The organism is Ventrimonas sp. (assembly GCF_048380235.1).
Classification (GTDB): Bacteria; Bacillota; Clostridia; order Lachnospirales; family Lachnospiraceae; genus Brotaphodocola.
This window is the reverse complement of sequence record NZ_DBFCCJ010000028.1, coordinates 30,706-45,064: the sequence shown is the minus strand read 5'-3', so window position 1 is coordinate 45,064 and position 14,359 is coordinate 30,706. Positions and strand designations below refer to the sequence as shown.

The following is a 14,359-nucleotide window of genomic DNA, read 5'->3' as shown; positions in this document are numbered from 1 at the left end:
CATAACACTCGCCATATCGCATTACATGATATTGTCTTCCGCACCAGTTAAGACGTCGACCGACTGAAGTTAACGTTTCGAAGCTCAATCACTATTCAACCCTGCTTTCTTGCTGTCTACGCTTGTCAGATGCCGTTACCGACATCATCCCAAGACTCGCTATTATCTGGTTGGCTAAACCTTGGATAAACCGGAATCCCACCGGCTTGACTACACACCCTTAGCTGGGCGCACAACTGGGATTGAACAAAATTATGGGCACTAAATATCCCAACGAAACCTCAAGGAAAACCCTTTAAATATTGGACTTTTGACATAACGGCTTTTATATTTATTAGCTATTGTACGGATTTTAGGTTATATTTCAAAATACTTGTTTGAATCTTCCGGAGCATCAGACCGTTCTGTCATCGTATAACTGCGCAGAGGAGTTACAACCGTGATCTTATAATCCGCAAAGTCATTCATTCTACCGCTGGCCTGCGCCATCCTATGAGCGGCAAGATTGCGCCACTTTGTCACGCTTTCTTCATCACGCCACTCAGGATTTACTCAAAATCTTATCAGGAACGGCAAGCGATGTAAAACGTTCCGATCCTATAAATCCTTCAGTCTTTGATAGTTCTTCCTTTAATCCTGCGGCAAGTTTCAGATAATCATCCCTCCTTCTGACTGTACTGATATAGAACTCTCAGTATCTTATTCAAGCTGAGATAGCGTCAGCTGCTGCCGGATAGAGCTGAGGCAAGATATCCCGCGGTTTTCCATAATATGTAAAGTCAGCCATCCTGTCTGACAGATGTTTGCTCTCATTGACCAGAATCACCAGATTGCCATGGAAATAGGGAAGCATGTTGGAAACAAGCGGTGTTTCCATATGCCCTCCCAGAATCAGCAACGTATCAGCCTTTGCCAGTTCTGCTGCAGCCATGGCAATCCGGGCGCTGCTCATCCTGTCTCCGATCAGGTTCACTCCGGGCCGGATGGGAACTTTGCACTCCGGGCATAGGGGAACCCCCTCTGTCTCAAGCATATATCCGATGTCAAATGCTTTTCCGCACCTGGGACAATAATTTTCATAGATGCTTCCATGAAGCTCTACTACATTCTGGCAGCCTGCCCGTCTTGGCAAGCTGAACAGTTCTCTGGTGATGACCGCTTTCAGTCTGCCATCTGTCTCCATCCGGGCCAGCGTCTTCATGCAATCATCCGGCATTCCTGTTCTTTTCAAAATCTCCGTTTTATAGAAATCAAAAAACTGCTGCGGGCGTGTGCTAAAGAATACAGAAGAGAATATCTCCTCTGGTGCATGGCCGTACTTCTGTTCCAGATCATACAGCCCATCTTCCTGACGGTAATTCAGACATCCGCAGTCCATGCTGGTACTGATTCCCAGCAGACATACCAGATTAGAGGCCTCTTCGATCCGTTTCCTTACATAAGTCATTTCCATGAAAATACCTCCCATAAAACACAGAAAAGGGCATAGCTCAGACGACTATGCCCTGGTTTACATGAAATAATATGAAATTGTACTTCAATAACACTTATATGGAAAAAGTATACCACCCGAATTCTGTTTGTCAAGTATAGTGGTTCAGTTGTCAAGACAAAAATTTAAGCATTTTATGGGTATCCGAATTTTTAGGTTGAAAAACGCCAATTTGGATACAAACTCACTAAGGTAGAATTCTCAATATTTGGTTGAAACTTTGGTTGAGCTGGGTACTGATTATGTAGAAATGTCATCTGATTAGCGCTAATTCATAGGTTTGTCGGCGATGCTGTTGGCTGCTGCAAAGGTTGTAAATACAGCATATTCATGCATGTGGTCAAATACTTGACATCTTACCTTATATCAATAGAGCAGATAGTTATGCCAGTTCCATACAGTATACTTTTCAACCAGTATGTGCATTTTCATACCAGCAAGGGCTATGAATTTTCAACCAGATATTGCGAATACCCCTTTTTACTTTCCGAGACGGGCATTGAGGATATTGTGAACGTATTGTTCCATTGGAACTCTACAGCTCTGGCTCTCAGGATTCCATCCATGGATGCAGCTACGAGGTTCGCTCCTTTTTTGTTTTCGTGACATAAAAATGTGCAGTTGCACATAAAATAGGAATGAATATTGAAAAGTAATCCGTTCTGTGTTAGAATGATATTACTAAAAAATGTGCAGTTGCACGAAAAAAGGGAGCGATACCATGGATATTAAGAGAGACGCTTATCTGCAGCAGCTGATTGAGCGAAAAGATAACGGCATGATAAAGGTAATTACAGGCATTCGCAGATGTGGAAAGTCCTTTTTGCTCTTTAACATTTTTAAGAGATACCTTTTGGAAAATGGTGTTGATGCAGAACATATCATTGAGATTGCGCTGGATGGTATTGAAAACGAGGAACTGCGAGATCCGAAGGTGTGTTTCCGCTATATCAAGGATGCAATGAAAGATTCCGGTAGATATTACCTGCTTCTGGATGAAGTTCAGTTTATGCCCCGTTTTGAGGAAGTGTTGAACAGCCTGCTTCGTATCAGTAACATTGACGTTTATGTGACTGGCAGCAACTCCAAATTTCTTTCCAGCGACATCGTGACTGAGTTCCGTGGCAGAGGTGATGAAGTCAGAATTTACCCGCTCTCCTTTGCAGAGTTTTATTCTGCTTATGATGGTGACTATGATGATGCCTGGAATGATTATATGACCTACGGCGGACTTCCGCAGGTTGCAGGCTTTCAGAATGATCGGCAGAAAGCAGAATATTTGAGAAACATCTTTGCCAATGTGTATCTGAAGGATGTTATTGAAAGAAATAAACTTCAAAGCGTAGATGAAATTGGTATTCTGGTTGATGTGCTTGCTTCTGCAATCGGCGCACCGACCAATCCGTCAAAAATTGCAAACACTTTCGCCAGTGAACGTCAGATGAATTATACCAATAAGACGATTTCTCACCATATCGACCTATTAGCTGAAGCATTTCTGATTTCCAAAGCAAGCCGATATGACATTAAAAGCAGAAAATATATCGGAGCAAACTTGAAGTATTATTTTACCGATTTGGGCCTCAGAAATGCCCGTCTGAATTTCAGACAACAGGAATCGACCCACATCATGGAGAATATCGTTTATAACGAGTTGCTTCTCCGTGGCTACAATGTGGATGTGGGCGTTGTCGATGTGTATGATAAGGACAAAGAGGGAAAGCGAATCCGTAAGCAGCTGGAGGTCGATTTTGTTGTAAACCAAGGAAGTCAGCGTTACTATATCCAAGTAGCCTACGATATGACTTCAGAAGAAAAACAGACGCAAGAGTTCAATTCTCTGCGTAACATTCCAGATTCATTCAAGAAAATTGTCATTGTCAATGGCACTAAGAAGCCTTGGCGTAATGATGAAGGGTTTGTCATTATGGGAATGAAGTATTTTCTGTTGAATGCAGATAGCCTGGAATTTTAAAGAATTAAGAAAAGTTCAGCTGCAGAAATGATAAGGGAAAGAGTAGGGAAATCGTTGACTGTTGATTATTTTTTCGAAAACGAGCTTTGAATCAGGGGAAGGTTCCACAACTTATAATCTTGATAAAATAACCGTGAAAGTATATATATCTAAAACATAACCTAAATAAGGCTGGGAGCGCTTAAACTCTCAGCCCTTTGTCTTAATACGTGTTATAAATTTTTGAAGCGTTAGCGGCTCATTTTTGGCTTTTAACTGCTTTACTATACGCTTAAAATGGCTCTGTGTGGCATACCATTATTAAGTAAAAAAACACAAATCAATAATTCTTCAAATAGCTATAAATGAATTCAGGAACCGCCCGAATAGTGCCTAATGAAATTCGTTCATTTATGCCGTGAGCCGGACCGTTTTCAGGAACTCTGTTTTCCCCTGAAAAGCGAAATACATAATCAGATATATCATAGTAGTAATAAGCATCTGTCCCGCCAAGACAAATCGATGGAAGAACATGGATTTCCGGATACAGTTCCTCTATCGTTTCCTTAAGACACTGGTACTGAGAATTATGACAATCTGTCACAGGCGATGGATCCCGTCCTCCCAGAACCAGAAGTTCTGTTCCAAACTCCTCTGTCAATTCTCGCAAAGCTTCTGAGGCGCTTTCAATCGTTTCTCCCGGTATCGGACGGCAGTTAATCCTGACACTGACCTTATCCGGCATAACGTTGGGACGGTAACTTCCTTCTGCCATTGTCATCGCCGTTGTTGTATGGAATTTTGCCGTCACACTAGGGTCGTTACCCAGCGAAGCAAAAAATTCCTTGCGATTATTTGTAATATCCTCATACAAATGCTGTTTGCCTGTGGCAAAGGGAGCAATCAGCTGATACTGCTCTGCTAACTCAGGCAGGATCCGGTAAGGGAACGGATTCTCTTCTATTTTAACCACTGCTCTTGCCACCTCTGACATCAGGCTGGGTGTATAGGGACGGGCCGAATGACCCGCTTTTCCAGTCTTATATAGCAGAAAATCTCCGTAACCCTTTTCAGCTAAACCAATATTTGCCACCAAGCCTTCCATTCCCAATGGCTTTGCCGGAACAATACAACCTCCTTCATCCAGAACCACGCCTAATCTGACCTGCTTTTCCTTCAGCTTATTTACAAGTAACTTTGCAGAGGGATGTTCACTTGAAACGCTGATTTCTTCATTATATCCATAAGCAAGCCAGATGTCATAATCCGGCTGAAAGCCTTCTTTTATCAGCGCTTCCAAAGCTTCCATATGTCCCATAATAGAATTTTTACAGTCCAGCGCTCCTCTTCCCCACACAAAACCATCCGCTATTTTTCTCTCATAGGGAGGATATGTCCACTTCTCTTCCTCTCCCGGCGGAACCACATCCTGATGGGCCGCAAGAAGCAACGGTTGTTTTTCGCTCTTTTTACCGTTTTTCCAGTGATAAAGCAGCCCTGCCTTCCCAACAACTTCCCGTTGAAAAGTTTTGTGCACCATTGGATATGTTTCTTTCAGATACTGATGCAGCCTGAAAAAAGGTTCAAAATCCATCTGCTCCTCTTCCTCCACAGAAACTGTGGGACAGCGCACCATTCCCGATAAATGCTCCGCTAAAATATTCCTATCCGGTATCATGCCAATACCCCCCTTTCAATCTGTTTTACCCTATAATCTCCAAGTCCTTCGGATAATTATTTAAACGCTCCATTCCATTTTCAGTTACCAGGATCAGATCCTCTATGCGCACCCCAAGCCTTCCTTTCAGATAAATTCCAGGCTCGCAGGAGAATATATTTCCCGCTTTAAGCATTGTATGGTTCGCCGGGTTTACATCTCCCGGCTCATGTACTTCAATTCCAATGGAATGTCCCAGACGGTGCGTAAAATTTTCCCCATAACCAGCTTTCTCTATAAGATTTCTAGCTGCATAATCCACCTCACAGAAGCTCTTTCCTGGTCGGATAATTTCTTCCGCGGCAAGATTTGCCTGTTTCACAATTTCATATATTTTTTTTGCTTCCGGGGACACTTTCTTGTAAAAGAAGGTTCTTGTCATATCCGAGCAGTAGTAATCTTTCCGGCAGCCTACGTCAAAGAGTACGCAATCCCCTTCCTTTAGAACTGTATAATCCGGCTTATGATGCGGATCTGACGCATTTGCCCCAAAGGATACAATCGGTTGAAATGACACTCCATCTGCTCCCAGGCTGCGATAAATCGGCTCAATATGTGCTGCCGCCTCTTTTTCAGTAATTCCAGGCCCGATTAATTTTTTAAATCGTTCCATTGCCAAATCATTTATCGCTGACGCAGCTTTCATCAGTTGCTGTTCTTTCTCATCTTTTTGCGAGCGAACCTGTTCAACACAATAGGATGTGTTCAAATAGCTTTCTGCTGCTCCAAGCCTTTGCAGATCGATTAAATAACCAGCCGGCATCCTACGATCAATCCCTAACGGCTGCTTCTTCGCTATATAGCTGGAAACAAGAATTGTAATATCATCCGTATCCGAAAAGCCGGCCAGCTCAACCCCCTTTATATCCGGTTCAGAATACAGGCGGTTAAGAAACAATACCGGCTGTCTCCCCCTCCGAATGAAAAGAGCCATAAACCTTGAACCGCAATAAAGCATACATCCAGTAAGATAAAAAATTGCATTTGCATCCGTAATGAGCATCTGATTCGTGCCGCATAAGCTTAAATTATCATATATTCTTTCCAGTCTATTGAAATTGAGCTGCAAATCCATACCTCCATTCTATAGCAACGCAGATACGCCTGGTCCTAAAGGTAACCCAAATATTCCCCAGATAATAAGCAGTGCTGTCCAGAATATTAAAAATGACATAGAATACGGTAGCATGCAGGATACAAGAGTGCCAAAACCGCTGTCTTTTTCATATCGCTTCATAGAGGCGAGTATGATTGGAAGAGAGGACAGTACCGGACAGAGAATATTCATACTGCTGTCAGAAATACGATATGCGCACTGTGTCAGCTCTGGAGATATTCCCAAATTCATAAACATCGGAACAAATACAGGAGCAAAAATTGCCCATTTTGCAGATGCCTGAGGCATCATTAAATTAATAAAGCCGCAGAATATAATAAATACAATAAGAAGCGGAATCCAGCCCACATTAAGAGCATTCAATACCTCAGAGCCTTTAATTGCAAGTACATTTCCCATTAAAGTATATTTAAAATAGTTTGTAAACTGGCTTGCGAAAAAAGCCGTTGCCAGGAAACCGGAAATAGTGCGGAAGGAGCCTGTAAATGCATTTCCCAGCTCACGCTGCGTCTTAATATTACCGCTAAGTTTACCATAAACAATTCCTGGGATCAGGAACAAAATGGTAAAAATAGGAATAATTGCGTTAATCAGAAGAGAGTTATTAATCAAACTTCCTGTTTCTTCATTTCTCATAAAGGAATTAGAAGGAATACAGCTTACAATCAAAAGAACAACCATACCTACAAAAAGCCAATTCGATACTTTAAGTGCTTTCTCTTCTTTTTCCGTAAGATATTCTCTTGTTTCAACTAAAGAGCCATCTCCGTTTCCTTCTTTGTAGGAACCAAGCATGGGAATTACAATCTTTTCCGTAACAAAAGTGCCAATTCCAACTACAAGGGCAACGGAAGTAAACATAAAGAACCAGTTACAGGTTGGATTTACTATATAATCTGCATTCATTGTCTGCGCTGCCGACTGAGTCAATCCCGCAAGGCTTGCATCAATGGAACCCATCAGCAGATTCGCTGAATATCCGCCTGAAACACCTGCAAAGCCAGCTGCGATACCAGCAATCGGATGCTTACCGCAAGCCTTAAAAATCATTGCGGCCAATGGAACAAAGACCATATAGCCCGCATTTTCGCAAATATTGCTCTCTACCCCGATAAATACAACTAACGGGGTTACCAACATAGAAGGCGTAATGGATACCGCCTTACGAATCAGGCCATCCATCCAGCCGGACTGTTCCGCAACACCAATTGCCAGCATAATAGTACAGGTAGAGCCTACCGATGGAAAGCTGGTAAAGTTGCTTGCTACATGGGTTAGCATATACTTTAATCCATCAATACTTATCAAACTTTTTACATTCAATGTTGTTTCCGCTAATTCCTTTGTTTTTGTGTCAAGCACCATTCCTGTGGCGCTCCACCCTAAAAGCCCTCCGATGCCTGACAGCAAAATAATGAATGCACATAGACAGATAAAAATAATTGACGGAGGTGGCAACCGATTTCCCACAGCCTCTACCTTTCCTAAAAAGATCTGGATTACTGACCTTTTTCCTTTGTGCACTTCCTTGTTCTTTTCCATACTCTTTCTTCTTTCATAATCCACTTATAGGCATTTGTTAAATGCCAAAACCCATTGATTTTATTGGGTTTTCTTGCTTGATTTATATAAATTTTCTCTCCGCTCATGGTAAAATAGAATCACGACAAACCACCTTACACACAAACGAGGAGAAAATTTATGGCTACTAAATATCATCAGATTTCCTTAAAAGAAACCTTTGATTCCTGTCAGGATATGTTCATTGACGATACCCCTTCTTTTTTCAGACTTTTATCTGAGCACATGAATCTTCATGATTTTATTCCGGTAGAGTTCTTTTCTGCTTTTTATCAGTCTCTCGGTCGGAAGCGCATCTATCCTTTGCATGGTTTTCTCTGTGCGCTTATTCTACAGAAGATTTTTTCCTTCCCTACCGATTCCCTGCTTATCCTTCTGCTATCTATTTGCAGGGAATTACGGGATTTCTGCGGGTTTTCCAAAGTTCTTGATGCTCCGCTCTTCACACGCTTCAAACAGGACTTTTTCCCTTTTCTGGAGTTGATGTTTGAACGCATGGTCGATTATACAGAGCCCATCTGCCACGCTATCGATGCTTCCCTTGCTCAGATGCTTACTTTTGACACCTCTGGCATTGAACTCTATGTTACCGAAAATAACCCCAAAACCCTCAATGCCCTCATCAAAAAGCTCAAAGCCTATTACAAGGACAATCCCGATGTCGATCCTTACAAGATGGCTTACGCTCTTATGCCTTCGCAGGCTGCCGCCTGCCCGGATGCTAAACAGCTCTATATCAATGGACATTTCTGCTATGCTGATAAATTTGCCATACTCACCAACGGGCTTGGTATCATCCGACATATCGCTTTCTTAGACGATGATTTTAAACAGCAGCACCCTGAACTCATCGTAAATAAGAAGTCTGACTCTCCGGACGTGGATAAATCCATTGGCGATTCCTCTTCACTTAAGCCGGTTCTTTCTGATTTTTTTGCCCGGCATCCTGATTTTCATCCAGTCACTTTCCTGGGGGACTCCGCTTTTGACAGTTATGACATCTATGGATTCTTAAAAGATGAATTTCATTTCTCAAAAGCCCTGATTCCTTACAACCCCAGAAATGAAAGCACACTTAAGGAAGTCGGGTATAACGATTATGGCTATCCGACCTGTCCGAACGATAATTCCCTCGCCATGAAGCATCTGGGAGTCACCAAAGAATCCGGTCGTTCTGACCGCATCAAATGGGGTTGCCCTAAAATGCAGTACAAAAACGGTCAATGGCATTGTCTCTGCAAGGAGCCATGCAGTACCGCAAAGAAAGGCCGCACTACTTATACAAACGAAAACATGAGCTTCCGCATGTTCCCAGGTCTCCAACGGGATACGGAAGAATGGAATCGGCTTTACAAAATCAGAACCATCGTAGAACGTGCCATCAATCACTTTAAAATCAATATGTGCGTAGCGGGACGAAAAACCCGGAATCACATCACTACAAAAGCAGATGTCTTTCTGGCAGGCATCGCCAGTCAGTTTACTGTCATCATCGCAAGCCGAATGAATTGTCCACAATACATCCGGAGTCTCAAACCATTAATTGCCTGAAAAAGTATTCAATTGTCATAGTTCTTTTCGAGGCTTAGTAAAATATACTCTGAAATCGAATGTTGTATGTCAATTCAGAAACAATTCTGAATAGTGACCTTTTTTCTCCTTATATAGCGGATGAGTTATCCACATTCCAGGAGAATTTTATTTAACAATTACCTATAATCCACTTAATTTTTATACATTTGTAAAATGTAATAAGGTACATAGAACTTTACAAACCATTTCACCGTAAAAAATACAAAGCATATTTAATTTTATGAAAACCCCAAGCCGCTAATCCCAGTGCAACAATAATTCCTTTTTACTGTTTCAGCATGTAATCATAGCTGACTTATAATCACGATTTTGTTATATTCATGATTGTAGTCTAATATATACTTTTTGTCAATCCATTTTTATATCTGTTAATAGTATCTTTGACAATGTATAAAAAACCGCTAACTTCCTGTTACTCCTGAAAGTTAGCGGTTATCAGTATATTTTTAAATAATCGAATCTTATGATTCCGAAAGTTCCGGATTTCCGCGATTCAAGTTCTACATTGCTTTGCCAAAGATGCTAAATATTTATAAAAAAATTCACCCTTTAACCACTTACTTTGCAGCCTCCAAAAGATATTCAAATAATTGATTAAACTTCTGTTTGTGTTTCTCAATATCCAACTCACCGTTCTGAATGTATGCCTGATAAAGAAAACTTTGATGGACTGCAATTATCAGATCCAGTGTCATATCCTTTTTCTCCAAAGCCACAAATCCATCCTCTACCATTGCCTGCATTGTCACAGAATCTCGTTCCCGCATAGTACCTGCAACCATCATCCTTTTCATCGGTTCGCCAAGTCCATCTAATTCATCCGGAAACAATTCATAGTAATAGGTGTGCAGAACTTCTCCCAGCAATGAGCTGTAGCGACCAAAAAACATATGATAAAAAATATCCGGGTTTTGAAAAGCAATTTCATTAAAGCAATGATAAATTGTTTGAAAACGCTCTTTAGAAGTCATCTCCGAATTAAGTGAGCTTGCCAAAGCTAATACATACTCTCTCAGATAGCATACTGAACCAAACATGATCAGATGCTCCAAATCATAAAAATAATTGTATAGCGTAGCACTGTTATAGCCTGCGGTATTCGCAATTTTTCGTATGGACAGGCTATCCATCCCTTCTGTCCGGATAAGTTTCTGTGTAGCCTCGATAAAATAAATCATGATTCGCTTGCGTTTGATATCCATAAAATATGCCTCCTCGTATTATATAGTTATAATTATCCAAATAAAAAACCATTCCATTTTTCAGGTTCACAATATACATGTAAGAATACTGTTGACAAATTTATCCTCTTTCATTACAATCTAATCACGATTAATTTGCAATCATGATTTTAAAAATAAGGAGGGATTTTATGTTCAGCTCAGTTTCCGGAAAGACTCTTGTTTTCCTTGGCGCACTCTTCTGGAGTTTGAATGCACCTATTGTTAAATTTCTCAATCTAGATTCGCTGCTTATTGTTAGTGTACGCTCCATTATCGCGTCCATAGCTCTAGCAGCCTTTATCCGGCCTAAACAGTTGAACTGGAATGGTTGGATGCTTTTATATGTATGTTCTTATGCAGCGCTATGTTTGGCTATAATCGTATCTCTGGGTCTGACTTCCTCTCCAGTAGCTCTTGGAATGCAGTACACCGCTACAATCTGGCTATTTATACTTAATTGGATTAAAACTAAATCTTTCGCTTGGCAACATTTTTTTCCTATCTGCGTAATCATAATAGGCGTAGTTTTTTTTATGAGTTCAGGAACAAATTCTGATACCTTTACAGGCAATCTGATTGCCCTGAGCGAAGGAGTGTTTTTTGCTGCTATGACAGTTAGTTCAAAAAAGGCGGCTGGAAATAATCCTCTTGGTCTCACTGCTATCGCCAATATCTTTACCGGCCTTCTATTTTTTCTGCTCTTTCCCGCCTCCTCAATCCAAATTACCCAGATGAGCCTAAGGGATTGGGGGTACATGCTGCTTCTCGGGAGCGTTCAGACAGCATGTGGATATGGTTTTTATAATCTCGGTGTTCAGCATGTATCTGCCCAAAAAGCATCTATCTTTTCACTATGGGAATTGATTCTCGGTCCTTTATGGGTATTCCTATTTTTAAACGAATACCCTTCTGTTCCAGTCCTGATCGGCTTAATCATTATTCTTGTGGGGATGTATCTGGATGCTAAGTTCTCTGCAACATGCACTAAAATTACAAAAAATGCTTAACCTTCAAAGAGGTTTTATTATTGAATCATCACAAAGCAATCGTACATCCTAACCTAAAAACGGTTATGCTTATATTATTGTTGCTGATTTCATAAGCTGTCACTGGCTTGCTTTTCCGACTTGTCACTGACCTGCTCTTATTGTTGTCATCCAGATGCTTGTGGATGCCGGGGCGCATGCCCCGGCCAATACCTACCCATTAATGAGTTCATGCTCTGCAACGTACTTCACCATGTAATCATCAATCAGGCGGTTTTGCTTCTGAAAAGCATACATGAGCGTCTTTTCGCAAACACGGTTGATCATTCTTGGGATACCGGTTGAAATGCGATGGACCTCATCAAGTGCTTTCTCGGTAAATATCGTTTGTGTACATCCTGCGTATTCTAGATGGCTGTTTATGTACCGCTCTGTTTCAGCTCGGTCCAGATGTGGCAACGTACAGTACATGTCGATGCGCTGCCGGATTGCTGAGTACTTTTGAAGTTTCAGCTTGTTGTCCCAAAGTTCTGTCTGGCCGACTAGCACCACGACCATTGGACTCATGGAATCAAAACGGTAATTCAGCAGGAAACGGAACTCTTCCTGTGTTTCTTTCTCCAGCAGATGTGCTTCATCAAGAATGCAGACCACCTTTTGATGGCGCACACCACGGATGATTTCAATCTCCTGTTGAAGCTGCCGCTTGGAATCACCACGATAAAAGCGGGATTCCAGGCCAAGCTGATCTAGCAGACCTTTGTAGAACCATCTAGGTGTCAGCTTTGAATCCGACAGGTACAGCACGATATATTTTTCCTTGGGAAGTTCTTCGTAAAACCTCCTGATCAAAGTGGACTTTCCGCATCCAGGCTCTGCAGTTACAACGGCAAAGAGCTGTCGGTCAGCAGCATAACAGAGGCGCCCCAGGGTTTCCCTCATAGCCTGACTTTCGAACAACTGATCTGCGGGTACGTTTCTCGTGAAAGGCGTGTGCTTCATGTCAAAGAACTGCTCATACATGGCTCTGTTCCTCCTTCCTCAGTGATGCATAGGAAATAGCATCTGCCAGTCGTTCTTTCGATTCCTGGTGTCTCTTTTCCAGTGCGTCCAGAAGGCGCGACGTTTCCGGCTGCACCGGAAGCATGCTTGCCGGTATTGCCTGTTCCTGACTGCAATAAGAGCCTATCTGCAGTGGTGCGGCGGCAAATGGTTCCATACCTGGATATCGTATTGTCAGTGTATCCGGAGCCATTGGATCGTAGGAAATCTCTACGGTATGTCCAATCAGAGCTGGCTTTGTCTCATACTTTTTGCCGCGGAAACTGATGCATCCGCCATTATCTACTTTGCGGTTCTCATGATGCAGAAATGCCTCCGCGACAACAGACACATCAAGGAAGGTCAGTGGTCTGGTATCCCGGTTGAATTCCTGCAATGCCGTTGCTGCCGCCGGTTACTTCGATCAACTTTTCGTGAAGCATAAGAATCTGCGGCTTACTCAGGGTTTTCATTTCGCAAGCACCTCATACGCTTCCATATTTTTCTGAATCAATCGTTCTGATACAGAAAGGACATCTTCTGTAGACGCTACTTTCGTTTGTTCTGCTTTGCTGAAATCAATAACCAGATATCTAGGAACATTATTCTTCAAAATTACAGCCGTTCCATGTTCGTCTACTACTCTAGCTACTTTAGAAAAATTCTGATTCGCTTCTGTGATAGAAATCATTGTGTTTGTATCGATTGTCATAGTTATAAACACCTCTCTTTCATTTATATTATATTACTATTCTAGCTAGAATACAACCTATTTATTTTTCGTTTTTTCGATTACCGTAACGAAATTCCATCTTTTCTGATATTTGCAAAAAGCAGCCCTTTCTCTAATCTCCATTCATCTTTTGTAACTAAAAGTGGTAAACCAGCATTTAACAAGGCTAATAACACAAGTGCAGCTATCTACGAAAAAATATAAATAATAGGGCGGTATGAAATACCGCCTTTTCTATTATTCATGTTCATACTGAAACGGGTAGAAATAAGGGTGTTCCATTCTCTGTCGCAATCCTTACACTTCCACCAAGCCTTACGATTGGCAAAGACCGTAACCTGAGTTGGAAGTAACGGATAATTTCTGTCCGACCACTCGGCTGCTATATCCGGCAGAAGCGTTGCAAGGTCATTAAATCCTGCCAACACTTTATTATGGGAACAATACGGGCAACCTGTTTTATTTATTGTTCTGCTCTTAACGGCAGTTTCCCACTCGTGTCCTTTCTCACATCTCCAAATCACTTTCTTATGAGAACCAATAGAAACCTCTGTCGGTTTTATCTTATTCTTTTTCGACCACTGCTTTACCAATAATGTCTCTAATGTCGCCAAATCGTTAATCCCTGCAATCACTCTCGCACCGGAACATATCGGGCATTTTTCTCCATTGGAACGAGCCTTAACGCTTGTCTGCCATTCGTGACCACAAGCACCTTTCCACCATACTTTTTTATTTGAACCGAAAGTAATGTCATTAGGTGTAAACGGTAAGTTCTTCTCCGACCACTCCGAAACAAGCTCCGGATGTACTTCTGTTAAACTGTTGTTCATAGCCAAACCTCAACCTCCTTGTGCTTAGAGTATATGAAGTTTTGGCTTTATCTTGTAGTTTGCGAATATCCGTATAAATAGAAAAAGCC

At 41.6% G+C, this 14,359-nt stretch carries 12 protein-coding genes; 3 read left to right on the top strand and 9 right to left on the bottom strand.

Annotated features, from left to right (window positions below; all coding sequences use genetic code 11):
- Nucleotides 1-703: 703 nt before the first annotated feature.
- Complete coding sequence (locus ACMP1L_RS04895) at nt 704-1,453, bottom strand: Sir2 family NAD-dependent protein deacetylase (protein WP_418452186.1); 750 nt, start codon at nt 1,451-1,453, stop codon at nt 704-706.
- A gap of 760 nt (nt 1,454-2,213) precedes the next feature.
- Between ACMP1L_RS04895 and ACMP1L_RS04890 the strand changes: the two genes are divergently transcribed.
- Nucleotides 2,214-3,467 carry an ATP-binding protein gene (locus tag ACMP1L_RS04890; RefSeq protein WP_418452185.1) on the top strand — a complete coding sequence of 418 codons (1,254 nt, stop codon included), beginning with the start codon at nt 2,214-2,216 and terminating at the stop codon, nt 3,465-3,467.
- A gap of 319 nt (nt 3,468-3,786) precedes the next feature.
- Here the strand turns inward: ACMP1L_RS04890 and ACMP1L_RS04885 are convergent, their stop codons facing one another.
- From ACMP1L_RS04885 to ACMP1L_RS04875, 3 genes are read right to left on the bottom strand one after another with little or no spacing between them, the layout of a single operon-like run.
- Nucleotides 3,787-5,124 (bottom strand): M20/M25/M40 family metallo-hydrolase, encoded by a 1,338-nt coding sequence (locus tag ACMP1L_RS04885; RefSeq protein ID WP_418452184.1) that lies wholly within the window; start codon nt 5,122-5,124, stop codon nt 3,787-3,789.
- Nucleotides 5,125-5,149: 25 nt separating this feature from the next.
- Nucleotides 5,150-6,238 (bottom strand): M24 family metallopeptidase, encoded by a 1,089-nt coding sequence (locus ACMP1L_RS04880; protein WP_418452183.1) that lies wholly within the window; start codon nt 6,236-6,238, stop codon nt 5,150-5,152.
- Nucleotides 6,239-6,247: 9 nt separating this feature from the next.
- A complete protein-coding gene (locus ACMP1L_RS04875) occupies nt 6,248-7,822 on the bottom strand; it encodes an AbgT family transporter (RefSeq protein WP_418452181.1) in 1,575 nt (524 codons plus the stop codon).
- A 159-nt stretch (nt 7,823-7,981) separates the two neighbouring features.
- On the opposite strand from ACMP1L_RS04875, the gene ACMP1L_RS04870 reads away from it, so the two are divergent.
- The gene (locus ACMP1L_RS04870; RefSeq protein WP_418452179.1) at nt 7,982-9,412 is read left to right on the top strand and encodes a transposase; all 1,431 of its coding nucleotides are present in this window, start codon (nt 7,982-7,984) and stop codon (nt 9,410-9,412) included.
- 599 nt (nt 9,413-10,011) lie between these two features.
- Here ACMP1L_RS04870 and ACMP1L_RS04865 read toward each other — a convergent pair.
- A complete protein-coding gene (locus ACMP1L_RS04865) occupies nt 10,012-10,656 on the bottom strand; it encodes a TetR/AcrR family transcriptional regulator (RefSeq protein WP_418452178.1) in 645 nt (214 codons plus the stop codon).
- A gap of 170 nt (nt 10,657-10,826) precedes the next feature.
- Here ACMP1L_RS04865 and ACMP1L_RS04860 point away from each other — a divergent pair, with 170 nt between their 5' ends.
- Nucleotides 10,827-11,684 carry a DMT family transporter gene (locus tag ACMP1L_RS04860; RefSeq protein ID WP_418452177.1) on the top strand — a complete coding sequence of 286 codons (858 nt, stop codon included), beginning with the start codon at nt 10,827-10,829 and terminating at the stop codon, nt 11,682-11,684.
- A gap of 192 nt (nt 11,685-11,876) precedes the next feature.
- Here ACMP1L_RS04860 and ACMP1L_RS04855 read toward each other — a convergent pair whose 3' ends face one another.
- The 4 genes from ACMP1L_RS04855 to ACMP1L_RS04840 all read right to left on the bottom strand — a co-directional run bounded on the left by ACMP1L_RS04855 (nt 11,877) and on the right by ACMP1L_RS04840 (nt 14,270).
- Nucleotides 11,877-12,686 carry an ExeA family protein gene (locus tag ACMP1L_RS04855; RefSeq protein ID WP_418452175.1) on the bottom strand — a complete coding sequence of 270 codons (810 nt, stop codon included), beginning with the start codon at nt 12,684-12,686 and terminating at the stop codon, nt 11,877-11,879.
- Entirely contained in the window at nt 12,679-13,101 is a 423-nt protein-coding gene (locus ACMP1L_RS04850; protein ID WP_418452174.1) for a Mu transposase C-terminal domain-containing protein, read from the bottom strand. The genes ACMP1L_RS04855 and ACMP1L_RS04850 overlap by 8 nt, the downstream gene beginning before the upstream one ends.
- Before the next feature lie 72 nt (nt 13,102-13,173).
- A complete protein-coding gene (locus tag ACMP1L_RS04845; RefSeq protein WP_418452172.1) occupies nt 13,174-13,416 on the bottom strand; it encodes a type II toxin-antitoxin system Phd/YefM family antitoxin in 243 nt (80 codons plus the stop codon).
- Nucleotides 13,417-13,625: 209 nt separating this feature from the next.
- Nucleotides 13,626-14,270 (bottom strand): zinc-ribbon domain-containing protein, encoded by a 645-nt coding sequence (locus ACMP1L_RS04840; RefSeq protein WP_418452187.1) that lies wholly within the window; start codon nt 14,268-14,270, stop codon nt 13,626-13,628.
- Nucleotides 14,271-14,359 lie beyond the last annotated feature (89 nt).

What these genes read in the sequence shown, in the direction of transcription:
- ACMP1L_RS04840 (WP_418452187.1), bottom strand. Translation starts at nt 14,270, where the DNA reads ATGAACAACAGTTTAACAGAAGTACATCCGGAGCTTGTTTCGGAGTGG.
- ACMP1L_RS04845 (WP_418452172.1), bottom strand. Translation starts at nt 13,416, where the DNA reads ATGACAATCGATACAAACACAATGATTTCTATCACAGAAGCGAATCAG.
- ACMP1L_RS04870 (WP_418452179.1), top strand. Translation starts at nt 7,982, where the DNA reads ATGGCTACTAAATATCATCAGATTTCCTTAAAAGAAACCTTTGATTCC.
- ACMP1L_RS04880 (WP_418452183.1), bottom strand. Translation starts at nt 6,238, where the DNA reads ATGGATTTGCAGCTCAATTTCAATAGACTGGAAAGAATATATGATAAT.
- ACMP1L_RS04855 (WP_418452175.1), bottom strand. Translation starts at nt 12,686, where the DNA reads ATGTATGAGCAGTTCTTTGACATGAAGCACACGCCTTTCACGAGAAAC.
- ACMP1L_RS04875 (WP_418452181.1), bottom strand. Translation starts at nt 7,822, where the DNA reads ATGGAAAAGAACAAGGAAGTGCACAAAGGAAAAAGGTCAGTAATCCAG.
- ACMP1L_RS04890 (WP_418452185.1), top strand. Translation starts at nt 2,214, where the DNA reads ATGGATATTAAGAGAGACGCTTATCTGCAGCAGCTGATTGAGCGAAAA.
- ACMP1L_RS04865 (WP_418452178.1), bottom strand. Translation starts at nt 10,656, where the DNA reads ATGGATATCAAACGCAAGCGAATCATGATTTATTTTATCGAGGCTACA.
- ACMP1L_RS04885 (WP_418452184.1), bottom strand. Translation starts at nt 5,124, where the DNA reads ATGATACCGGATAGGAATATTTTAGCGGAGCATTTATCGGGAATGGTG.
- ACMP1L_RS04895 (WP_418452186.1), bottom strand. Translation starts at nt 1,453, where the DNA reads ATGGAAATGACTTATGTAAGGAAACGGATCGAAGAGGCCTCTAATCTG.
- ACMP1L_RS04860 (WP_418452177.1), top strand. Translation starts at nt 10,827, where the DNA reads ATGTTCAGCTCAGTTTCCGGAAAGACTCTTGTTTTCCTTGGCGCACTC.